The organism is Pseudoalteromonas sp. 5Ae-yellow, from assembly GCF_014077565.1.
In the GTDB taxonomy this organism is placed as follows: Bacteria; Pseudomonadota; Gammaproteobacteria; order Enterobacterales; family Alteromonadaceae; genus Pseudoalteromonas.
Window position 1 is genome coordinate 19,364 of record NZ_JACGWD010000011.1, and the last position, 23,711, is coordinate 43,074.

Annotated in this window: 18 protein-coding genes and 2 pseudogenes; 11 read left to right on the plus strand and 9 right to left on the minus strand. The window is 40.5% G+C overall.

Annotated elements, in window-relative coordinates; all coding sequences use genetic code 11:
• Positions 1–496: 496 nt before the first annotated feature.
• On the minus strand, positions 497–2,221 hold the full coding sequence (gene poxB, locus H4J63_RS04975; protein ID WP_024597229.1) for a ubiquinone-dependent pyruvate dehydrogenase: 1,725 nt from the start codon (positions 2,219–2,221) through the stop codon (positions 497–499).
• A 316-nt stretch (positions 2,222–2,537) separates the two neighbouring features.
• Here poxB and H4J63_RS04980 point away from each other — a divergent pair, with 316 nt between their 5' ends.
• A complete protein-coding gene (locus H4J63_RS04980) occupies positions 2,538–4,193 on the plus strand; it encodes an RluA family pseudouridine synthase (protein WP_024605646.1) in 1,656 nt (551 codons plus the stop codon).
• A gap of 1 nt (position 4,194) precedes the next feature.
• Here H4J63_RS04980 and H4J63_RS04985 read toward each other — a convergent pair.
• Positions 4,195–4,412, minus strand: a pseudogene (locus tag H4J63_RS04985) (DUF6500 family protein).
• Positions 4,413–4,775: 363 nt separating this feature from the next.
• Here H4J63_RS04985 and H4J63_RS04990 point away from each other — a divergent pair.
• Positions 4,776–5,201 carry a hemerythrin domain-containing protein gene (locus tag H4J63_RS04990; RefSeq protein ID WP_008134499.1) on the plus strand — a complete coding sequence of 142 codons (426 nt, stop codon included), beginning with the start codon at positions 4,776–4,778 and terminating at the stop codon, positions 5,199–5,201.
• Positions 5,202–5,295: 94 nt separating this feature from the next.
• On the opposite strand, the gene H4J63_RS04995 is transcribed toward H4J63_RS04990, so the two are convergent.
• A complete protein-coding gene (locus H4J63_RS04995; protein ID WP_182194936.1) occupies positions 5,296–5,709 on the minus strand; it encodes a hypothetical protein in 414 nt (137 codons plus the stop codon).
• Positions 5,710–6,137: 428 nt separating this feature from the next.
• Between H4J63_RS04995 and H4J63_RS05000 the strand changes: the two genes are divergently transcribed.
• The 8 genes from H4J63_RS05000 to H4J63_RS05035 are packed head-to-tail and all read left to right on the plus strand — an operon-like array spanning position 6,138 to position 16,694.
• Positions 6,138–8,498 (plus strand): TonB-dependent siderophore receptor, encoded by a 2,361-nt coding sequence (locus tag H4J63_RS05000; protein ID WP_182194938.1) that lies wholly within the window; start codon positions 6,138–6,140, stop codon positions 8,496–8,498.
• Positions 8,499–8,522: 24 nt separating this feature from the next.
• Complete coding sequence (locus H4J63_RS05005) at positions 8,523–10,688, plus strand: FAD-dependent oxidoreductase (protein ID WP_182194941.1); 2,166 nt, start codon at positions 8,523–8,525, stop codon at positions 10,686–10,688.
• 1 nt (position 10,689) lies between these two features.
• On the plus strand, positions 10,690–11,535 hold the full coding sequence (locus H4J63_RS05010) for a DUF547 domain-containing protein (RefSeq protein WP_182194943.1): 846 nt from the start codon (positions 10,690–10,692) through the stop codon (positions 11,533–11,535).
• Entirely contained in the window at positions 11,522–12,820 is a 1,299-nt protein-coding gene (locus H4J63_RS05015; RefSeq protein ID WP_182194946.1) for an ABC transporter substrate-binding protein, read from the plus strand. Before H4J63_RS05010 ends, H4J63_RS05015 begins: the two co-directional genes overlap by 14 nt.
• On the plus strand, positions 12,817–14,571 hold the full coding sequence (locus H4J63_RS05020; RefSeq protein WP_182194949.1) for an ABC transporter permease: 1,755 nt from the start codon (positions 12,817–12,819) through the stop codon (positions 14,569–14,571). Before H4J63_RS05015 ends, H4J63_RS05020 begins: the two co-directional genes overlap by 4 nt.
• A 39-nt stretch (positions 14,572–14,610) precedes the next feature.
• A complete protein-coding gene (locus H4J63_RS05025) occupies positions 14,611–15,249 on the plus strand; it encodes an ATP-binding cassette domain-containing protein (protein ID WP_089369152.1) in 639 nt (212 codons plus the stop codon).
• A gap of 16 nt (positions 15,250–15,265) precedes the next feature.
• Positions 15,266–15,910, plus strand: a complete 645-nt coding sequence (locus tag H4J63_RS05030; protein WP_182194951.1) for a CDP-alcohol phosphatidyltransferase family protein — start codon at positions 15,266–15,268, stop codon at positions 15,908–15,910.
• On the plus strand, positions 15,903–16,694 hold the full coding sequence (locus H4J63_RS05035; protein ID WP_182194954.1) for a sterol desaturase family protein: 792 nt from the start codon (positions 15,903–15,905) through the stop codon (positions 16,692–16,694). Before H4J63_RS05030 ends, H4J63_RS05035 begins: the two co-directional genes overlap by 8 nt.
• Positions 16,695–17,100: 406 nt before the next feature.
• Here the strand turns inward: H4J63_RS05035 and H4J63_RS05040 are convergent, their stop codons facing one another.
• The 4 genes from H4J63_RS05040 to H4J63_RS05055 form a co-directional block, all read right to left on the minus strand.
• The gene (locus H4J63_RS05040) at positions 17,101–17,499 is read right to left on the minus strand and encodes a hypothetical protein (protein ID WP_182194957.1); all 399 of its coding nucleotides are present in this window, start codon (positions 17,497–17,499) and stop codon (positions 17,101–17,103) included.
• Positions 17,500–17,509: 10 nt separating this feature from the next.
• Positions 17,510–17,848 (minus strand): HU family DNA-binding protein, encoded by a 339-nt coding sequence (locus tag H4J63_RS05045; RefSeq protein ID WP_182194960.1) that lies wholly within the window; start codon positions 17,846–17,848, stop codon positions 17,510–17,512.
• A gap of 119 nt (positions 17,849–17,967) precedes the next feature.
• The gene (locus tag H4J63_RS05050) at positions 17,968–18,582 is read right to left on the minus strand and encodes a hypothetical protein (protein ID WP_182194963.1); all 615 of its coding nucleotides are present in this window, start codon (positions 18,580–18,582) and stop codon (positions 17,968–17,970) included.
• Positions 18,583–19,033: 451 nt separating this feature from the next.
• Positions 19,034–20,554: an aldehyde dehydrogenase family protein gene (locus H4J63_RS05055; protein ID WP_011329851.1), complete on the minus strand. Its 1,521-nt coding sequence runs from the start codon at positions 20,552–20,554 to the stop codon at positions 19,034–19,036.
• Between the two features lie 185 nt (positions 20,555–20,739).
• On the opposite strand from H4J63_RS05055, the gene H4J63_RS05060 reads away from it, so the two are divergent.
• Positions 20,740–21,642 (plus strand): AraC family transcriptional regulator, encoded by a 903-nt coding sequence (locus H4J63_RS05060; RefSeq protein ID WP_089369328.1) that lies wholly within the window; start codon positions 20,740–20,742, stop codon positions 21,640–21,642.
• 110 nt (positions 21,643–21,752) lie between these two features.
• On the opposite strand, the pseudogene H4J63_RS05065 reads toward H4J63_RS05060, so the two are convergent.
• Positions 21,753–23,133, minus strand: a pseudogene (locus H4J63_RS05065) (carbohydrate porin).
• 145 nt (positions 23,134–23,278) lie between these two features.
• Positions 23,279–23,674: a hypothetical protein gene (locus H4J63_RS05075; RefSeq protein ID WP_033012968.1), complete on the minus strand. Its 396-nt coding sequence runs from the start codon at positions 23,672–23,674 to the stop codon at positions 23,279–23,281.
• Between the last annotated feature and the right edge of the window lie 37 nt (positions 23,675–23,711).

Consider the following 23,711-nt stretch of genomic DNA (forward strand, 5'->3'; position numbering starts at 1 on the left):
AAAACAACTACCAAGTAGCAATTGAGGCCAATGCTAAATGTTTTAGCTCATTACATTGCACTTGAGTCAAACTCAAAAACCTCATAGTGATTCCAACGTAAAAACAGTTCAGCGCTTTCTAAATAACCTAAACTCTGGATAATAAATCTATCTCAAGCAGCTATTTTCAGCGCTAACTGCGTTGAATTTACTTGCAATAGGCTAGATATTTGCGTATTCACTGGTGCGTAAACTGCTTTGCTGAGCTTGAATAAGCCATAAAACAGCCAGCGACAGTAAAACCGATTTCCATTTCATTATTGCTCTGTTCCCTCTATGAGTAGAGGTATTTTATGCGTGCTTTTATTAATTTAATGATAAACCATATATGGTTTTCTATTTCGGTTCAATCACTTACAAACAGCAGCCTTAGCTTATTAATAATAAAAGATGATAGTGAGGATTATTACTTGGCACTTCCCTATTGAGCTAAAATACTCAATAGGGAAGTAACTAACTAGCGTGACCAGTTAGTTTTGGCAAGCTCTACAATCTCGTTTCCTTTGCCATTTATCAGCGCTTTCATCATGTAAACGCTAAAGCCTTTTGCTTGCTCTAATTTGATTTGCGGCGGCATTGAAAGCTCTTGTTTTGCTGTATCGACTTCTAAAACAACAGGTCCTGAGTGGTTCATCATCTCGTTCATTGCCGATGGTAATTTTTCAGGGTCATCCACATGAATCCCTTTTAAGCCGCAGGCCTGTGCAATGTTAGCAAAACTTGGGTTTTCTAAATCGGTATCGCTTGATAAAAACCCACTGGCTTTCATTTCCATAGCCACAAAACTAAGTGAGCGATTATTATAAACAACAATCTTTATTGGTAAATTAAGCTGCTTAAGTGAGATTAAATCCCCCATTAACATCGAAAAGCCACCATCACCACACATTGCAATGACTTGGCGGTCTCTATCAACAGATTGAACCCCCATTGCCTGCGACATCGCATTTGCCATAGAGCCATGATTAAACGAGCCAATTAAGCGACGCTTACCATTCATTGATAAATAACGCGCAGCCCACACTGTTGGCGTACCTACATCACAAGTAAAAACAGCATCGTCAGCTGCTTGCTCGTTGAGTAAACGCGTTAGGTATTGCGGGTGAATTAAGTTTTGCGAGGTTTTGCCACTGGCAAGTTCATCAAGATCTTGTCGAGACTCTTTGTAATTTTTAACACATTTTTGTAAGTGCGAACTTGTCCGTTCACCTTTAATATAATCAAGCAGTGTGGCCACTGAGTTTTTAGTATCCCCTAACACGCCACAGTCAATTTGCACGTGTCGCCCGAGTGACGCAGCCTGATTATCAATTTGCAATATGGTGGTATTTTCGGGATAAAAAGCACGATAAGGAAAACTAGTACCAATCATTAATAACGTATCGGCTTCTTGCATTGCATGATAGCCCGATGCAAAGCCAATAAATCCGGTCATACCAACATCGTAAGGATTATCGTATTCAATAAATTCTTTACCGCGCATGGCATGCACTATCGGTGCTTGTAATTTTTCGGCTAGCGCAACAATTTCGTCGTGGGCATCCTTACAACCAGCACCACACAATAAGGTTACTTTTTTACTTTTATTAAGATGAGTCGCCATTGCTTCAATATCAGATAAAGCGGGGGTATAAGTTGCTGGCTTTGGCACGTTCCATTTCGGCTTAATAGCTTTAGGCATATCTTTTAATGCAATATCGCCAGGTAGCACAAGTACACTCACGCCTTTGTTTAGTATTGCTTGTCGCATTGCTGTTTCTAGCAGGTACGGCATTTGCTCAGGGCTCGACACCATTTCACAATACACACTGCATTCTTTAAATAATTCTTGCGGATGGGTTTCTTGAAAATAACTACTGCCAATTTCAGATGAAGGAATATGTGCGGCAATTGCTAATACTGGTACATTATTGCGCTGACAATCAAATAAGCCATTAATTAAATGAAGGTTACCTGGCCCGCAAGAACCCGCACACACCGCAAGCTCGCCTGATAAATGTGCTTCGCCACCAGCTGCAAATGCGGCAACTTCTTCATGTCGCGTACCTAGCCATTCAATTGTTCCCATTTTTCGCAGACTTTCACTAATGCCGTTAAGTGAATCGCCAGTTACTCCCCAAATACGTTTTACGCCTGCTTGTTCGAGGGTTTTAGTGATAAAACTTGCGATATTTTGACTCATAATATAGAACTCCTAAATATTCAGTTATTCTGTAAATTGATTTTTCGTCTCTGATCTATCAGGTAAGTCATCGTTTCGAAATGCGCTCAATTATTGAGAATCGATAAGCTTAAATATTTTGATAATGATAAATATATTACTACTGAGACTTTACTAACAAACGCCTATGCTTGCTGCGACCCCATACTGATACATAAAACATGAATGTCCGCTTTAAAGTGTTTATGAATATGCGGGTGCGAGATTTTTAGTGGCTTAACTATGAATATGTTATTATGCGCTCAATTATTTTACTGAATGCTTTTCTCTTACTTCTATGTCAAATTCTGCTTCTTGCTTTACATTATTTTCTCAAAATATTGATGCTCTCGCGCTTCCTGAAAAGTTTACTTTCCCTTTTTATTACGAGCCGCAACCATTAGCTGTAGCAGCCACTAAACAATTACAGCAACAGCTTGAAACGTTAGCGCATTTAAAAGCAGAAAATGCAGGTAAAATGTTTGGGGTTTTAGTGGTGCAAAATGCTAAGCAACAATTAGGCTTTTTAAGTGCTTATTCGGGACAAATTGAAGGTGATAAAGGTAATATTAGCTTTGTGCCGCCTGTTTCTAGCATGCAACTTCAAGACGATAGCTATTTGGCTCAAAGTAAAATAATTAACGATATTAATGCTCAAATTGAGCAATTAGAAAATAGTGAACAACTGCTTGAAGTTAATAGCAAACTTGATGATGCAACACAGAGCTACCAGCAAGCGCTATTAGCTCAACAGGCAGTAATGCAAGCCGGTCGTCAGCAGCGAAAAATACAACGTACCGAAGGCAAATTAGAACTTAGCGAAAGTGATTTTGAGCAGTTAAAAAATAAGCTTGCAGGGCAAAGCATCGTAGAAAAAAAGCAACTGCTGGCACTTAAATCCTATTGGCAAAATATAATCGAGTCACTGCAGCAAACACACATCAATATTTCTAATGAAATTGCTCATTTAAAAAAGCGCCGTAAAACACTTTCTAAAAGCTTACAAAAAAAGCTATTTGCACAGTACCAATTTTTAAATGCAAATGGTGAAACTACAGATTTAAATGCTATTTTTGCAGCATTACCTGAGCACACTCCTCCTTCGGGTGCTGGCGATTGTGCAGCGCCTAAATTATTACAATACGCCTATAAACATGACTTAAAGCCACTTGCTATGGCAGAGTTTTGGTGGGGAGCAGCACCTAAATCAGCAATTAGGCAGCATAAGAATTACTACCCTTCTTGTTACAGTAAATGCCAACCAATACTTGGGCATATGCTAAAGGGTTTAGATGTTGAAGATAACCCGCTACTTATCAACCCAGCTCAGGGTAAAGATTTAAGTATTGTTTATAAAGATGACGACTTACTTGTGGTAAATAAGCCCGCTGAGTTTTTATCAGTGCCTGGCGTTAATATTGATGACTCAGTTTATATGCGCATAAAAACGCAGTTTCCAGAGGCATCAGGGCCACTAATTGTACACAGATTAGATATGTCGACTTCTGGGTTATTGATGATTGCACTTAATAAACGCGTGCACAAAGCACTGCAAAAGCAGTTTATTGAACGCACCATAGATAAACGTTATGTCGCATTAGTTAATGGTAACGTAGCTGAGGATAGCGGAGTAATTGATTTGCCCTTAGTGCTAGACTTTGATGATAAACCGCGCCAAATGGTGTGTTACACACACGGTAAGCAATCACTTACTACCTGGCAGGTTTTAGAGCGTAACAACAATATTACCCGATTACAGTTATACCCTAAAACAGGGCGAACTCATCAATTAAGAGTGCATTGTGCGCACAGCTTAGGTTTAAACATGCCAATTATAGGCGACACACATTACGGGCAAAAAGCCGAACGATTACATTTACATGCAGAATACTTAGCATTTACTCACCCTATTACGCTTAAACGATTAGAGTTTGAAGTAGCCGCAGATTTTTAAGCTAAAGCCCATCTAAGATCATTTGTTTGATGGTCTTTGCTTTTACAAAATGATCTAATTTATGGGTGTGTATCCACCAAGTAGCAGCATCCATAAGTAGCTCTGGATCGTCGTTTTTATTGGCAAAAATGCATAAAAAGAAAGCCCTACATTTTCTCCTTTAACTGCTATTTTTTTATCGCATACGGTAATTATTTTTGCTCTTAGTTCTTCTTTCATATGTACCTTATTAAACAAACTATGCTCTGGATTATAAATCTATCTCAAGATCTTTATGGGCATATTTACTTTTAGCCACCGTTACAAAAAATTAAAAAAGAACGTACTGATAGTATCAAAGAAAGTATCATTTTTTCATCTTTTTTATTTGCGCGCTATTTTATTAACTACCTTAACTCCTCCAACACATCAGTAAAACTAAAGCCTGAAAATATTGCATGAGCGTGCTTGTAAAACTTACAGGCCGCATACTCCCACGAGCAAACGAACAAATATAAACTAATTTAATTCAACAAGTTAAATCATGGCATTTAGCTTGCTTCAATATTTGTAAGCAATTAAAGAGCAAGTAAAGGACTAGTTATGAATATTTTTGAAGCACTACGTCATGACCATGACAAACAACGAGAATTGGTAGATGCGCTTATTCAAACACACGGCGACACAGAGCAGCGCCACACGCTAATGGATGAGCTAAAAACAGAATTAGAAAATCACGCAAAATTTGAAGAACGTTACTTTTATAACCCACTTATGTTTGATGACTTAACTCACGAAAAAGCGCGCCACAGCGTAGCTGAACATCACGAAATTGATGAATTAATTGAACAACTTGAAGATACCGAAATGAGCTCGTCTGCATGGTTAGTTGCAGCTAAAAAGCTACACCATTTGGTACATCATCATTTAAGTGAAGAAGAACACGAAGTGTTTCAATTAGCGGGTAAAGCACTTACCGAAGGGCAAAAAGAGAGCCTTGCTGAGCAATACAACGACGCAATGCATTAGTTGCATAACATGCAAACCGACTTCCACACACTCCCTGTGTACTTATTGGTTATAAGCCTTATGGCTTATAACCAATTTTTTTGCATGTACTTTATTACTTTACAGTAAATTTCACGTCTTGGTCGCGTAATAAGTAAAGTGCAAAACACGCAGCCCACATTGGCCATGCAGTAAAGAATAATAAGTTGTTAAAACCATCTATGTACTGGTTGTACGATGAAAGTGTAGACAAGCCATGCATTACAAAAATGATTCCGTAAGTAAGTCGCTTTTTAATACCCGCCAAAAATGCTAAGACTAAAACTAATTGCAGCGCACCTAACACATACGCCACTATATCTGTTGACCCACTAATGCCATAAAACTTTTCAAAAATACCGGCGCTATGTGCCGGGTTCACAAATTTATCCAGCGTCCACATTATCATTACAATAAAAACACCCACACGCAGAGAGAGTAAAGACCACTGCAAACGGTTTTGTAGATCGGCACTGATTGGATTTGTCATAAAACTTCCTTTAATAAAAATATTAATAAACTATTAAATTACCAAGACCGTATAAATTGGTTTTTATTTCAAAAAAGTATAATTATTTTTAATTACCCTTACCTACTTAGCTTATTAACAGTTAAGGCACGGCTTATTTTAAGTATTTAAACGCTATACATAAAAGCTAATAAATATAATAGATTAACTGCTGGCAAGTAGACTACAATTTAAAAATATGTTTAAAAGCAATTATTTATAATCTGTGTAATATCGCCACTCTATTGCTATTTTTTTACAAATGAAACGGCAATATTTTATTAGTACGCTTTAAACGCAGCTGTTTTGTTATGCCCTAAAAAATAAAAAGAATCGAAACTTTACTGAAAGTTATTTTTACACCTTTCGGTCTTTATCATCATCAACTATTAACAAGAAAGAGAAAGCCCTTGAAATACCAATACTTAGCCCTATCGTTAGCAAGCGTATTAAATACCCCACTGCTGGCGCAAGCTGCCCAAAGCTCAACAGTAACAACCAATAACACCATAGAGCACATTGAAGTAGCTGGCCAAGTTATTAAATCTCAAGGCCTTTCAGTTAAAGATGCCAGTATAGATGGCCCATTTGGCGACAACTTAGCACTAAAAGATATAGCACGTTCGGTAACGCCTATTTCGAGCGAGCTAATAGAGCAGCTTAACATTACCACGTTACAAGATGTGCTTGCAGTAAGCCCTAATACCTATTCAGCAAGTGGTTTTGGCGCGCCAAGTTTACCCACAATACGCGGCCAATTAGGTGAGCTTTTTCAAGATGGTACACGTCGTCAAGCGGGCAACAATGGCTTTGGTGTACCGTTATCGTTCAACGCTATAGAACAGATAGATGTAGTAAAAGGTGCGCCACCGGTATTATTTGGCTCAAGCCAACGCAATGGTGGGTTTGTAAACTTACACTCTAAAAAAGCCGCTACAGACGAAAGTAAAGGTAAAGCAAGCTTATCGGCAGGACGATGGGATCAATATCGAGTACTGGTTGACTACAGCGCCCCCATAGTAAAAGACAAAGTAGGTTTTAGAGTTAGTGCAGAGCATATTGATAACGGCAGTTATTACGACTACTCTGGCACAAAAAGCGACAGCTTATTTGCAGCCCTGCGTGTATTTCCTGATGATAAAAGCAGCTGGGATCTTAATTTTGAATTATACCAAGTTGAATTTACCGATAACGCCGGTATTAACCGCCCTACTCAGGCGTTAATAGATGACGGACTGTATATTACCGGCCAAGGTGTGCAAGCAAATGGTAGCACTGTACCTTTAGCGGGTTCGATTATTTCGCCAACCGGGCAAGTTAAAATAGATCGCAGTACCGTACTGACCGACCCTGATAATCTAAACGAAGCCACTACTTACTTACTACACAGTATTTATAAACGTGAGCTTTCTAGTCACGCGTCAATTAAAAACATTTCCTACTTTCAGCATTTACAACGTGATGAAATTGCACAAAACAGCTTTGTTGAAATTATAGAGGGTGCCGATACCGCGCAAAACCGTACCGAGCTTACCTACCTTTGGAATAGTAACCAGCAAACTATTTTTGCCTTTGATGTACGTTATAACCGCGTATTAGGTTACAGCCAATTTACCACCGAAGCCGACTTACCCATAGATTTAACTGGCCCACTTTCAAATAGACGCATTCCTTTAACTGATGCACAACAAGCACGCTTTGTTGAACTTCGCCCAGGTGTATTTGTATCGCCGGGTGGTCAGTACGATATTAATAACGACGGCAGTGGCGACTTTAACTTATCAGACACCACAGACTCACGCTCATGGCAAACAGGGGTGGCTATTCAGCAAGATTCAGATTGGACTAGTAAGTTTCATACCAGTGTTGGCTACCGCGTTGATTTTTATGACGTACAAGCAAACGACCCAATAGCACCTGTAGGGCAAATTGCCGCCAGCGACAGCATTAACGACACTTTGCATTCAGGGCAAGTAAGTTTTAATTACCGACTCAGCGATGATTACACCACTTATGGCGCAGCAAGTTACAACGAAGCCACATCAAATAGCATGGCTGGCGGCACTACACTTGGTGGCGACAATACCATTAGTGCACAAAATTTTGCCACCGAAAATACCCTAGTTGAGTTTGGTTTAAAATATGCACCAACCAATAGCGATTGGTACGCCGATGGCGCAATATTTAGCCAACGCCGTAGTTTACGTAACCGCGATGGCAGTAATACCGGTATTCGCACCACAGGTTTTGAAAGCCAAGTATTTTACGATGCCTACCCGTACTGGTTAAGCGCAGGTTATAGCTACATTGACGCCCGCTACGATAATTCTGCAAGTAGTCAAGATTCAGCCCAAGTAGCCGATGCATTTGACAACTCACGCCCTGATATTATTGCAGGCACCAGTGTGGGCGCTCCTAGTTTTACCGCATTTGCGCCTTCAAGTAGCCAAGTTCAAGGCATTCCAGAGCAATCTTTTAGCTTTAACGGAAATTATTCAATTAATTCGAAATGGCAAACGGGTTTTTCAGGTCTATATACAAAGAGTTACCCATTAGACTTTTTGGCAACCGTACATATTCGCGATCAGTACACATTAAACGTAAATACTAGCTATGCTTTTACGCCTAGCACCAAGTTACGCTTAGATGTAAACAACCTTACCAATCAAAAAAATTGGCGCCCTGTATTTGAAGGCGGTTATTTTGGTGCAACCTTGGCTTTTCCTGAATTACCAATAAACGCCAAGCTGACGCTTACGCATAATTTTTAAAGGCAAGTTTGAAAGAGAGAGAACATGATTAAAAAAATACTTTTGTTATTGATTGCAGCGGTCGCCATCGGCCTGTTCTTTCATTTTGATTTGCACCAACTACTTACGCTTGAGGGCTTAAAAGGGTCGATGGATCAGTTTAGCCAATATAAAGCGCAATCTCCGCTATTAATCATTGGCGGATTCTTTTTATTGTATGTGGTGGTTACTGCATTGTCTTTACCGGGCGCGGCTATTTTAACACTGGCAGCGGGTGCTTTATTTGGCTTAGTTGAAGGCTTATTGGTTGCATCGTTTGCATCAACCATAGGTGCCACACTGGCCTTTTTAGTATCACGTTACTTATTGCGCGATACCATTAAAAAGCGCTTTCCTGAGCGATTAGCCGCCATTGATGCAGGCGTTGAAAAAGAAGGCGGCTTTTACTTATTTACGTTGCGTTTAGTGCCGGTGTTTCCGTTCTTTTTAATCAACTTGTTAATGGGCGTAACAGCCATCAAGTCATGGACTTTTTACTGGGTAAGCCAAGTGGGTATGCTAGCCGGTACATTTGTATTTGTTAATGCCGGTACGCAGCTTGCTCAAATAGAGAGTTTATCGGGCATTTTATCGTTGGACTTAATTTTATCATTCGCTTTATTGGGCGTATTCCCATTTATTGCTAAAGGGATCTTAAACGTGTTTAAAAAACGTCGTGTATACAAAAACTATACTAAACCTAAAAGTTTCGACCGTAACATGATTGTTATTGGCGCGGGTGCTGGTGGTTTGGTAACAAGCTATATTGCCGCTGCTGTTAAAGCAAAAGTAACCCTTATTGAAGCGGGCGAAATGGGCGGCGACTGTTTAAACTACGGCTGTGTTCCCAGTAAAGCGATAATTAAAAGCGCTAAAATTGCAGAGCAAATTCGCCACGGTGAACACTACGGCCTAGAAAACATGACACCGCAGTTTTCGTTTAAAAAAGTAATGGCCCGTGTTCATAAAGTAATTGCCGATATAGCACCACACGACAGCGTAGAGCGCTACACTAATTTAGGCGTAGACGTAGTAAAAGGTTACGGTAAATTAATTGACCCGTGGACGGTAGAAATTAAACTCAACGATGGCGGCACACAAACATTAACGGCACGTACTATTGTAATTGCCACTGGCGCACGCCCATTTGTACCGCCACTACCCGGTATAGAAGAAACTGGTTATGTAACAAGCGATACCTTGTGGGATAAATTTGCAGCGCTAGATGAGGCACCTAAAAAGCTTGTAGTACTTGGTGGTGGCCCAATTGGTAGCGAATTAGCACAAAGCTTTGCCCGTTTAGGTTCAAGCGTTACGCAAATTGAAATGGCGGAGCGCATCATGATCAAAGAAGACGTTGAAGTGTCTACCTTTGCTCATGAAGCATTGAGCGAAAGCGGCGTTAACATTTTAACCTCGCATCAGGCATTACGCTGTGAAGCGCGCGACGGTAAAAAGTACATTATTGTTAAACGCCTTAACGAAGGCAATAATGAAGAAATTGCTATTGAATACGACGAACTGCTATGCGCTGTTGGCCGCAGTGCCCGCCTTAAGGGTTACGGCCTTGAAGCGCTAGGCATAGAAACAAACCGTACAATAGTCACTAACGAATACCTAGAAACGCTATACCCTAATATTTTTGCCGCAGGCGATATTGTTGGCCCGTACCAGTTTACGCACGTAGCCGCTCATCAGGGTTGGTACGCAGCAGTAAACGGCTTATTTGGTAACCTTAAAAAGTTTAAAGTAGATTACCGCGTTATTCCATGGACCACCTTTATTGACCCAGAAGTCGCACGTGTGGGTTTAAACGAGCAAGATGCAATTGATAAAGGTATCGATTTTGAAATCACTCGTTTTGAGTTTGAAGAGCTAGGCCGCGCAATTACCGACAGCGCCACAAAAGGCTTTATTAAAGTAATTACCCCTAAAGGCAAAGACAAAATACTCGGTGTAACTGTGGTCTCTGAACACGCGGGTGATTTAATTGCTGAATTTGTACTGGCCATGAAACACGGTTTAGGCCTTAATAAAATACTGGGCACTATACACAGCTACCCTACTTGGGCTGAAGGCAACAAATACGCTGCAGGCGAGTGGAAACGCGCCCATGCACCTGAAAAAGTACTTAACCTGCTCGAAAAATATCATACGTGGCGTCGAGGCTAATATGTTTAACACAACATTAAAGCCTTTATTATTAAGTGCGACATTACTTGCGACGGCGCTTATAACGTCGCTTTCAAGCCAAGCGCAAAGTACGACTAATAACCTGCACGATAGCTGGAATGCATTGCTAAATAAACATGTTGTCGCTATTAACCATAATCACAGCACAGAGGTTGATTACGCTGCAATACAAGGTGATCATACTCAGCTAAAAACGTATTTAGCTTCGTTAAGTGCTGTAACACAAAACGAGTTTGACGCGTGGGAAAAGCCTAAGCAACTGGCGTTTTTAATTAATGCGTATAATGCATTTACCGTAGAGCTCATCGTTTCAAACCTTGGCAGTAAAGAGCCCCAAAACCTTAAATCAATAAAAGATTTAGGCAGCTTTTTTAGCTCACCGTGGAGTAAAGCGTTTGTGCCACTACTTGGTAAAACTCGCAGCCTTGATGACATAGAGCACGGTTTAATTCGTGGCAGCGGTAAATATAACGACCCACGTATTCATTTTGCTGTAAATTGTGCAAGTATTGGTTGCCCTGCGCTGCGCGGGGAGGCATTCACAGCTACTGAACTAGAGAGCCAATTGCAACAGCAAACGGTGCGTTTTTTATCTGATACAACACGTAATTTTGCGCAGGAAAATACGCTAAATATCTCCTCTATATTTAAATGGTACGGCGATGACTTTGAAAAAGGTTTTAGAGGTGCAGACACGCTACAGCAGTTTTTACTGCAATATAGCGATGCACTTAAACTAGTACCCGCTCAGCAAAAAGCGCTTAGAAATAATGACATGAAAGTAAAATTTTTAGACTACAACTGGGATTTAAATGCACGCCAGTAAGTTTTGGCAAACAGCTACGCGTTACAGTGTTTACTGTGTCGCGTTTTGCGTTTGCCTAATAACAAGCTTAAGTACTTTTGCTAATAACAGCGCTCATAATATGAGTAAAGAACTACTCACTCGCTGGGAAAATATTGAAACGCTTGGTAATAACCAAAGCGTGTACTTTTATGCCTGGGGCGGCGACGCGCAAATAAATGCCTATATTCAATGGGCTGCCCAGCAAGTTAAAACTAAATATAATATTAACTTAGTGCATGTAAAGCTCAGCGACACCAGCGAAGCAGTAAGCCGAGTGTTGGCCGAAAAATCAGCACATAATAATGACCAAGGCAGTGTTGATCTGGTATGGATAAACGGCGCTAACTTTGCCACCATGAGCGAGCACGCATTGTTGTTAAAACAGTGGGCAAATAAACTGCCACATTTTGCATACACAGATCCCGCTAATAACCCTGCAGTTAATTTTGACTTTGGCATACCCACAAACGGTATGGAAGCACCGTGGGGGCAAGCATCGCTCACCTTTTATTACGACAGCATTGCAATAAATAAACAGGCAAACAACAAACTCCCTACTACATTAAACGAATTATTAAACTGGAGCGCACAAAACCAGGGGCGTTTTAGCTACCCAAAGCCGCCTGATTTTTTAGGGATGAGCTTTTTAAAATACGCCTTAGTAATACTGCATCAGCAAAGTAGTGAAAGCATTAAAGCGCAGTTAAACCAAGCGGCTACCGCTACCAACACAGCACAAGTGTTAACCCCACTGTGGGACTTTTTAAATAAGCTACACCCTACGCTTTGGCGTGGTGGCACTCACTTTATGCAAAGTGGCGCGCAAATGCGCCGTTTAGTAGACGATACCGAGCTAAGTATTGCCTTTACCTTTTCAGCACCCGAAGTGCCCGCAGCAGTTAAACGCTTCGATTTACCAAAAAGCATTCGCAGCTATGCAATGGCTGATGGCAGTTTAAGTAATACTCACTTTGTGGCAATTCCTTATAATGCAAGCCACCCGCAAAGCGCGCAATTAGTCGCTAACTTTTTATTAAGCCCTGAGGCACAAGCCCAAAAGCAAAAAGCACATATATGGGGCGATAAAAGCGTACTTATTCAATCAAGGCTAACGCCTGAGCAACAAGCACTGTTTAAAACAGCTAAACCGCACCCAAGCGCACTGCCTTTTAACAGTATTAAGCGCACATTGAGCGAGCCACACCCAAGCTGGGTAAATGCCATAATGCAAGGCTGGCAAACTCGCTATGGGGTAAGCCAATGAGTGTTATTAGCAATAAAGTGGCGACAAGCCATGGGCCTCACGCCCGTAAAAGCCATGATATGTTTAGTAAAATAGTAAAATTAAGCCCACGCTTTTTACTCGTTTTACTTATTTTACCCGTACTTGGCGGCTTAATTAGTGTGTTACTACCCGCCTTTGGTTATGCCCCTGCACTTGATCAAACTACATTTGGCTTGCAAGGCTTTACCATGCTTTGGCAAACACCCGGCCTAGTAAATATGGCTATGCTAAGTATTGGCACCGGTTTAATAAGTACCTTACTTGCTTTTATTATTACTTTGATGATTTTAGCCGCTTTTTTTAACAGCCCTTGGCTTAACCGCATTCAGCGTTTACTGAGCCCTATTTTAGTTATACCACACGCTGCAGCGGCTATTGCGGTAGGTTTTTTAATTGCCCCTTCAGGCATGATTTCACGAATTATATCGCCTTGGTTAAGCGGGTGGGAACTTGCACCAAACGGCCTATTTCCGCATGACTCATTCGGCATTAGTATAATTTTAGGGTTAACGCTTAAAGAACTGCCATTTTTGTTATTAATGGCACTGGGCGTATTGGCGCAGCCTGAGCTTGGCAAAAAATTACGCCAGCAACTTAAAGTTGCGCTTAATTTGGGTTACTGCTCCATGACCGCCTTTTTTAAAGTAATACTCCCTAGCCTTTACCCACTGCTGCGTTTACCTATTTTAGCTGTGCTCGCTTATGCCAGCGCCAGTGTAGAAATGCCACTTATTTTAGGCCCAAATACACCGCCAACATTAGCGGTAGCTATTATGCATTGGTTTAACGATGTTGATTTAAACTTACGTATTAAAGCCTCAGCCGGTGCTTTGCTACAACTGGCACTCACGGGTGGGTTACTTGCGCTTTGGCTTAGCGGCGAAAAAGCGATAAAGGTATTGTTTAGCGATTCACTCACTAACGGGGTGCGCGAATACGGCGGGTTTTATTGGCAAAAACTAACGATAATACTCACAGCTTTAGTGATCGGTTTTATTTTACTGTCGCTAATTGCCCTTATTTTGTGGTCGGTTGCCGGCTTTTGGCGCTTTCCCGATGCACTCCCTGAGCAATTTACACTACTGCATTTTAACAGTGCATTAATGCAAATGAGCAACCCGCTTTTTAATACCCTAGCTATTGGTTTAGTCACAACGGTATTTGCCATTACGGTTACTTTATTGTGTTTAGAGTCGGAGCAGTTAAGCGACAAACCCATCTCTCGCTTTACCAGTTTAATTATTTACTTACCGCTATTAGTACCCAGTATTGCCTTTTTGTTTGGCCTAGTATGGATACAACAATGGGTAAATAACCAAGCCGCATTTTTTAATGTGGTGTTTACACATTTACTGTTTGTTTTGCCTTACGTATTTTTGTCACTCGCGAGCAGTTATAGGCGGTTAGACTCTCGCTTTGCGCGCGTTGCAGCAAGTTTGGGTGCAGCGCCTTGCAAAGTGTTTTTTAAGGTGAAATTACCGCAGTTATTTGCACCTATTTTAATTGCAGCCGCATTGGGGTTAGCGATCAGTTTTGGCCAATATTTACCAACACTTTTAGCCGGTGGCGGGCGTATAGCCACCATAACAACCGAAGCAGTTACCCTGGCAAATGGCGCAAGTAGGCGCACCAGTGCCGTATACGCTATTATGCAAATGGCACTCCCGCTTATTGGATTTATACTGGCATGGGGTTTACCTAAGTACTTTTTTAAAAGCGCACGAGTGTAAAGCTCCCACAGTAAACAGTATTGAGTTAAAGGTTTTTTAATGCAGTCATCTTTACAGATTAAAAATTGTCAGCTTTATCGCCAAAATGAGCGACTACTTAGCTTAAACGAGCAAGTTAATGGTGGTGAAATTCTAACGATTATGGGCCCATCGGGCAGCGGTAAATCAAGCTTATTAAATTGGCTTACAGGTACTTTACCCAGTGGTTTTAAAGCCAGTGGAGAGGTGTGGCTTAACGGTAAAAATATAAATGATTTACCCACGCATTTACGCCATATTGGCGTACTGTATCAAGACGCTTTATTGTTTTCGCACTTAAGTGTGGCGGGTAATATTGCTTTTGCTATGCCCAAAGGGGATAAAAAACAACGCATTGACAAAATAGCACACGCACTTGAGCAAGTTGGTTTAAAAGGAATGGCCAATCGCCATCCCGATAGCTTGTCGGGCGGTCAACAAGCACGCGTTGCGCTATTACGACTGTTATTAAGTGAGCCAAAAGCTATTTTACTCGATGAGCCTTTTAGTAAGCTCGACACGCAACTGCGCGTTGATACCCGTGAACTGGTGTTTAGCCAAATACGCCAACATAAACTGCCTGCCATTATGGTAACGCACGATCATAGCGATTACGACGCTGCAAACGGTAAACTTTTCACCTTAAATACTGTACTTTAAGCGCACAAGGCTCCCTATGTTAGATAAATTTATCACCCCTGTAATAAAGCCACTGTTAAAGCCTGTGGTAATGCTGATACATAAGCGCGGCATAACACCCGATCAGCTAACGGTATTTGGCTTTTTAATTGGCTTGCTCGCAGTGCCATTACTTGCTTTTGAAATGTGGTACGGCGCATTAGCTACCATTGTTTTAAATCGCATTTTAGATGGGCTTGACGGCGCACTAGCACGCCATGCTAATTTAAGCTCAAGCGCCGGCGGCTTTTTAGATATTACACTCGACTTTTTATTTTACGCGGCCATTCCGCTTGGCTTTATTTTGGCAAACCCCGAACAAAACGCCATTGCAGGCGCAATATTACTCGCTGCATTTATTGGCACGGGTTCAAGCTTTTTAGCCTTTGCCATAGCCGCTGAAAAGTTTAAACTCGAAAAACCACAATTTAAATATAAAAGCTTTTACTACTTAAATGGTTTAACCGAAGGCACAGAAACAATAGCGCTATTTATAGCCTTTTGTATTTGGCCGCAGCACTTTGCCCTCCTCGCTGGTATATTTGCTTTTGCCTGCGCCATTACCATATTTACCCGTATACATGGCGGCTACCACACACTTAAACAGCAAGAAGCCAATGAGGTTATAAATAATAATGACTAACGAAGTTTGGTGGCGACTCGGTTGCTTTTTTAGCATTTTAGTCATAATGATGCTGCTTGAATGGCGACAACCCGCAAGGCAATCGCCCATTAAAAGCAGCACTCGCTGGTTTGCAAATTTTGGCTTAGTGTTTGCCTCATCTATCATTGCGCGCTTAGTTGTACCACTTGGTTTAACCGCAGTAGCACTTTACAATCATGAGCACAGCATTGGCTTATTTAACCAACTAGCCATACCTAGCATAGTAACCATAGTGCTAAGCCTTGTACTGCTCGATATACTCATTTATTGGCAGCACAGATTGTTTCATAAAGTGCCACTATTATGGCGTTTGCACCGCGTACACCACGCCGATGCGCACGTAGATACCAGTACAGGCCTGCGCTTTCACCCCATCGAAATTGTGCTTAGCATAGTTATAAAACTCATTGCAGTTACTGCACTTGGCGTACCCGCCATTGCCGTACTTATATTTGAAATCGCGTTAAATGGACTCGCCTTGTTTAACCATGCAAACATACGCCTACCAAACGCCATTGAAAAGCCACTGCGCCTTATATTAATGACGCAAATACTGCACCGCATTCACCATAGTAAAGTAGTGAGTGAAACAAACTCAAACTATGGTTTTAGTGTAATTTGGTGGGACAAACTTTTTGGTAGCTATAAAAGTGAGGCAAAAAAAGTCGACGCAGAAATAGATATAGGCTTGGTTGAATACCCAAGTGCAAAGCAAAATGCCTCGCTGTGGGGGTTACTCATCATGCCGTTTAAAAACAAGTAAAAACAACTATATTGCACTTTACACAATGCCAATCTACTTAAAGCCTTTTGATGTAGATTGGTATAAATAAAATACTCTATGAATACGCCAAGTGAAAACTTTAAGGGGCTCTGTTTAATTTATAAATTTTTAAGACAAAAATTTGTAGAATGGGCTGGTTTTACTATTCGTTATTCATTTTGGGAAAAGCTTATTATCGGCAGCAAGAAACCTACAGAAAACCCCATAGTACCATCATCAGATCATTAGCATTTAAGTGGATAAAAATACTATTTAGGTGCTGGAAAACACATACGCCCTACGATGAATCAACTTACTTAATCGCATTGAAAAGTAAGGGATCACCGCTGTTAAAATTTGCAATTAATAGCTAAATTTTACTAGTCGTCTACCTCAGGGCGTGTTGTTAGGCAACTGTAGCGCAATACATAGCTATACAAATCAGTACTATGCCGCTAAATGCCAATATTTGTTTGAAAATAAATAAAGGTTTGATTAAGCGTTTAGATATCCATTTTTTATTGTAGTCAATATTGTCTCCAGTCATCGCTAATGATTTGTTTACAGCAATATATCCAGAAAGATATTGGAAATAATCAAAGAGGATGGCTAGAGCTCCTAGTAATGAAGCCCATAAAAATAGATTTTTACTATTCTGTAAGAGTAGGACAGCAAAATCCGCTTTTGAAGTAAAAATAGAATATGTGAGAGCAACTAAGCCAAAACTAACATACCTTACTAAATCACTAATCTTTGATGTTCTTATTTTCTTCTCTTTTAATCTTTTTTCTCTTCCTGTAGCCATTTTATCCTCCTTATTTCTTACCTGTATACGTAACAAACTCACCAGGATCATCTGTAGTATCGCTATCAGGATCAGCTGATGCTACAGATTGCTTTAGAGTTTTACCTGCAGTAAAGACTGGAACATGTTTTGGTGAAATAGTGATTCTTTGACCTGTTTTGGGGTTTCGACCAACACGAGCTGCTCGTGCTTTAGAGCTGAAAGTTCCAAAACCTACAAGGTTTACTTTATCTCCATCTTTAATATGTTCTGCAATCACGTTAAAAGTAGCTTCAACTATGAGTTTAGCTTGTTCTATGCTTACCCCCGTTCTATGTGCTACTTCTTTAATTATATCTGATTTATTCACAGCTTCTCCTTAAGTTGCCTAAAACGCCCATTAACGGACTAAAAATTGTGGTCTAAAATGAGAGAGGCACGAACGAGTGACCACTGTTTTTAGTCCTGTTAAATTGCTTGTTAGAATGTTTACACACATCTTGCAAGTTCATTTATAGTCATACAAACTTCTCTTACATATTTCCCTGAAACTAAAACACCTGACTTAGTGACTTCAATTTCTTTGTGCTGAACTTTAGGCTTAAAGCCATGTACTATTGAGTTTCTAATCTCTCTTACATTGTCATTCAAAAATATTACAGAACGATGAGATGCCAATCCTGCTCTATCAATTTTCTCTAGCCATTTTACGTAATAAATAAAAATGGATTCTTTATTACCTTTCTTTCTAAACCTTATGTTTTTCTTGGCGCTGAGCTCTTTTACAATATAACCCAACGTATCTTCCAGCATTGTCCAAAGCATTAATAATTGAGATTTACGAATATAATTAGGCAAGTCTTGCTTAAATGTAGCATCTAAATCATATTGGTCATTACTGATGTTTGATACTGATACTTGATCAGTATATTCATTCGTTTTTATTCCTTGCCCGCCAACTACAAGCTTTTCTGAAAACTCTGAAATATAGTTTTCTAACTGGTAATCTTGTTGCTCAATAAATGCCATGATAAGAATTAACTCTTGGCTCAATCCTTTTCGTAAACAGGCTTCCATATCAACTTTTTTTGAAAATACACTCATATATCAATCCTGGTAACTCAGTAATACGCACTTCATTCTAACAGCTTATTGAACACCACTATGGGGGTTTATAACACCCCAAAACGGCATATATTACATAGCTTAATAATTCCACCAAACAACTCTAATGTAAACAGGTAATTACGTATGTTATAAAATTGCCTTTGTTAAAATGCCCCAAAACGACTTTTAATAATGTTATCCGACAAAACCGCAACCACTGCCAATTTATACTGTTATTAATTATAAAATTTAGCTTGTATGAAACACCCTTTTTTAACACGGAAAAAAGAACACATATAATGAAAAGTGTGCAAAAACACGATTGATGCTAAGAGCGATAACGCGGTTGAGTCATTTTAAATTAATTTAGCCAATATACAAAAAAGCGCTGCAAATATGCAGCGCTGTCATTACTTAACGGTTGTTTATTTAAACTTTGTACTTAAAATTAAAAGAAGCCGAGCGGATCTTCGCTGTAGCTTACTAATAGGTTTTTAGTTTGTTGGTAGTGACCCAGTGCGAGTTTGTGGTTTTCGCGACCAATACCTGATTTTTTATAGCCGCCAAACGCGGCATGAGCCGGATACATGTGGTAACAGTTAGTCCATACACGGCCTGCCTCAATTTTACGCCCCATACGATACGCTTGGTTCATGTTGCGGCTCCATACACCGGCGCCTAAACCAAATTCAGAGCTATTGGCAAGTGCCAACGCTTCGGCTTCGTCTTTAAAGGTCGACATTGAAATAACCGGGCCAAAAATCTCTTCTTGGAATACCCGCATGTCGTTGGTGCCTTTTAATAGCGTAGGCTGAATGTAATATCCGCCGTTAAGATCATCGCTTAACTGCTCTACGTTGCCACCAGTAAGTACTTCGGCGCCTTCTTTTTTACCTATTTCGATGTAGCTTAATATTTTATCAAATTGCGCTTTAGACGCCTGCGCACCTACCATGGTTTCGGTATCTAGCGGGTTACCACGTTTAATTTGTGCAGTGCGCTGTAAAATGCGTTCAATAAATTGCTCGTAAATATCTTCTTGAATAAATAGTCGCGATGGGCAAGTACATACTTCACCTTGGTTAAAGTAGGCCAGTATTGCGCCCTCTATTGCTTTAGATAAAAAAGCGTCGTCTTTGTCCATTACATCGCTAAAGAAAATATTGGGTGACTTACCACCTAGCTCTACCGTTGATGGAATTATGTTTTCGGCGGCGCATTTTAAAATATGTGAACCCACTGGGGTAGACCCCGTAAAGGCGATTTTAGCAATACGGGTGTTGGTAGCCAGGGCTTCACCTGCTTCTTTACCAAAGCCATTAACTACGTTGAGTACGCCCGCTGGCAGTAAGTCGCCAATCACTTCCATCAGCACTAAAATAGAGGCAGGGGTTTGCTCTGCTGGTTTTAGTATTACACAGTTACCCGCAGCTAAGGCTGGGGCTAGCTTCCACGCTGCCATTAGTATTGGGAAGTTCCACGGAATTATTTGCCCAACTACACCTAACGGTTCATTAAAATGATAGGCAACGGTAGTTTCATCAATTTCACTAATACCGCCCTCTTGTGAGCGCAGGCAACCTGCAAAATAACGAAAGTGATCGGCGGCTAGTGGAATATCGGCCGCGAGTGTTTCGCGAATTGCTTTGCCGTTATCCCACGTTTCGGCAACTGCAAGTAACTCTAAATTTTGTTCAATACGGTCGGCTATTTTTAGTAATACGTTACTACGATCGGTAACCGATGTAGTACCCCACTGCGCTTTTACTGCGTGGGCTTTGTCGAGCGCAAGTTCAATGTCGTCTTTATCGGAGCGCGCTACTTTACAAAATACTTTACCGTTTACAGGGCTAATATTTTCAAAGTACTGGCCGTTTACTGGCTTTACCCATTCTCCTCCAATGTAGTTTTCGTATTGCGCTTTAAAGGTAATTAGTGCATCTTTTTCGCCTGGATTTGCATAAATCATAGTGATACTCTCTTGTTGTTATTAGCTAAAAGTCGAGCTATTAAATAAGTCTTTTTGCTTTATATTTAATCAAGTGCTGTTTTATAATTAATCAGCATTGATTGACATTAAACTATCAAACACTTAAAAGCATGTATTGCTGTCCACAAAAGTTGTCTATGAGTCCAGATTTAAAAGGGATTAAAATGCATACTCCGCAATTAAATAAGCAACGCCAGCAATTAAAGGTGCTAATTGAAAATAAAGTGACCTTTGCTGCCGATAATAGCGAGCTAAGTATTTACGATACTTATCAAAATGCACAAAAAGTAGCTTTGCATTCAAAAGAATTACTTTTTTGCGCCATGCTTAGTGGTAAAAAGGTAATGCATGTAGAGAGCTGCCAATACCATAAGGCATTTTTACCTCACGAATCCTTTGTATTAGCACCAGAGCAAGGGGTATTAATTGACTTTGAACAAGCATCTTTAAGCGCGCCTACTACCTGCCTTGCTATTGAAATAAGCACAGACAAAATAACGCAGGTGGCTAATGCACTCAATATTGAGCAACGCTTTGCCAGCGATGACTTATTTGCCTATACACCGCAGCTGGTACATAGCCAGCACAATAGCCAAACCCAACAACTTTTAGCGCGTATGGTGCATTTATTTAGTGAGCCCGACGAGCAGCGAGGTTATTTAATCGACTTATCGTTAAACGAGCTTATTACCCGTTTGCTACAGCAGCAAAGTCGAGATTTATTACTAAAAAACGGCAATAATTCGCAGTTTAAAACACCGGTAAATAATGCTTTGCAATACATAGAAGAGCACTTAAATGAAGCATTGGATATAGAGAGGCTGTGTAAAATTGCCTGCATGAGTCGCAGCAAGTTTTATCAACAATTTAAGTTGGCCTTTGGTACTAGCCCGGCACTGTGGCAGCAGCAACTTAGGCTTAAAAAAGCCTATAGTAAATTGTTGCAGGGGCGCACGGTTAGCCAAGCGTGTTATGAGCTGGGTTTTAATTGCCCTAGCCATTTTAGCCGCTTATTTAAACACGCCTATGGCGTACCACCAGCAAGCATTGCCAAGAAAAGTCATTAAGTGGTGGTTTAGATTAATTTTACAGCGAGGTTAATTGACGTTTCGTAGGCACTAAATGCGCCTACGAAACTTATTTTATTGTATTTTTTATTGCACATTAATACTGCGTATTAAAACCAAATTTCAACCTGAGCGCCTGCAACTAAGGCACTTTCGTCGCCCTCTTTGCCTGCAACACTTAACCCAGACTCTTGCCCAGCAGCCTTGTTCCAATCAAAGTTACTTAGGTAAAAGCGTAACGATGGACGCGACCAATATTCGGTAGAGTCGGCTGTTGCTTGTAATGCTAGCGCATATTTCATGAGTGTTTGCTCATCATTTTCAATGCCGTTTGTTTTAGTTTGATAAGCGTTATAACCCACTTCACCAAGCACACTCCAATGCGGCGATATTGAATAATGCGGGCGCACACCAACACTTTTTAGGGTGTGATAATCAGATGATTTTTCGTACATTACCATGTAATCTAGTTTAAATTTTTCGGTAATATCAACTAAGCCATTATTAAAAATACGAAAGCCACTTGAGCTGCTATCTGCGGCATAATCAAAGCTTCCGCCATCAGTACCGGCAGCGCCTGGGTTTTGCGCCATGGCGCCGGTACCATATTGAATCACTGTTTTTTGATCAACATTGCCTAACTGCTTTTGCCATTGCACTGTAAATGTTCTGCCATCGGTAAGCCCAGCTTCATCAATTGCATCATTTACAAATAAGTTTTGCAGTGCAAATACCACTTTACCCGCATCGCCTACGTCCATTTCATAGCGTACGTCGGCCATAAAGTTTTGATAGTTAGTATCAGCAGTGGCTTTGTTACCTGTAAGTTCGCCCTCGCCACCATAAGTGATTGCAGCAAGATGCAGCTTATCGGTTTCATTTACCGTAATGTCAGATACACCCACGCCGTTACCCGAGCTTTGCATATGTTTGTAATCTAATATATGTACGCTACCAACTGCCTTATCGTAATAATATCTGCGGCCAATCCATAGCGTACCATTATCGAGTAACATAAAGCTGCCTTGAGCGTCTAGACCACTCCTCCGTTGCGGTTGGATCTCTTGAATCCCCGGCAAAGTCCATCATAAATACGGCTTTAAAGTTAACCCCATTTAGCTGCTGTTTTTTACTCAGCTGAAACTCGCTGTAGTCTCTGCATTCGTTACCTAAGCGATAATAAACCCCGTCATTTTTAGGGTAGTTAAGTGAATAACAAGAGCCATTGTTTTTACTGCCACTCCCTAGAATGGTATTTGTACCTGAGCGAAAATAGCCATTAAATTCAAACCCATTATCTAACTCTTGCTTAGCTTTAGCGTCATCCTGCGCTTGCATTTCATTATTAATTAGCTGTTTAACGTATGCAATATCCTCATCCGATAAACCAGCGGGGCGCTCTGCTGCGTGAACACTCATTGTAGCGGCGCATAATATTGAAAGTAGTGATAAAGAGGACTTAATTCGTTTGTTATATTTCATGTTTACCATAGTCGTTGTGGGGTTACATTAAATGCATTTGCAGCGCCATTTTATCGAATCCTTCCGAGAAAAGAAGAGTAAACAGAGTGGTAGGCTCCCTCAAAAGCGCTGCACTTAAACGCTATTAAGGGATAACGAGGGGATTTAAATCAAGCTAAATCAAACTAAAATAACTAAAAGCACATAAACTAATACCGGCTAATAACCATACTAATCCGTAGCTTTGCCAAAGTATTGCGTTATTATAAACCTGCTGCGGGTTATTTTTGTCAACTAACAGTGTGCAGGTTTTACCTTGTTTAAAACGGGTAAACATTTTTTCACGATATTCCACTAATACACTGTGCACCTGCCCATCAAAACGAAAACTCACTAGCATAGTTGGCTGATGCAACATTTCGGGTGCTGTTATTTGATTATTTGCCACGGCAGTTATTTGTTCTACAACACAAACCCGCCAGTGGCGTTTACTTACTTTACATTTTAACCAGCGTACAAATGGCAAAGTGCCAATTATTATAAATAAAACCCCCAACCACAACAGAGCCATACAACCACCTTTGTTTTTATTTTTATAGTTTACTAAA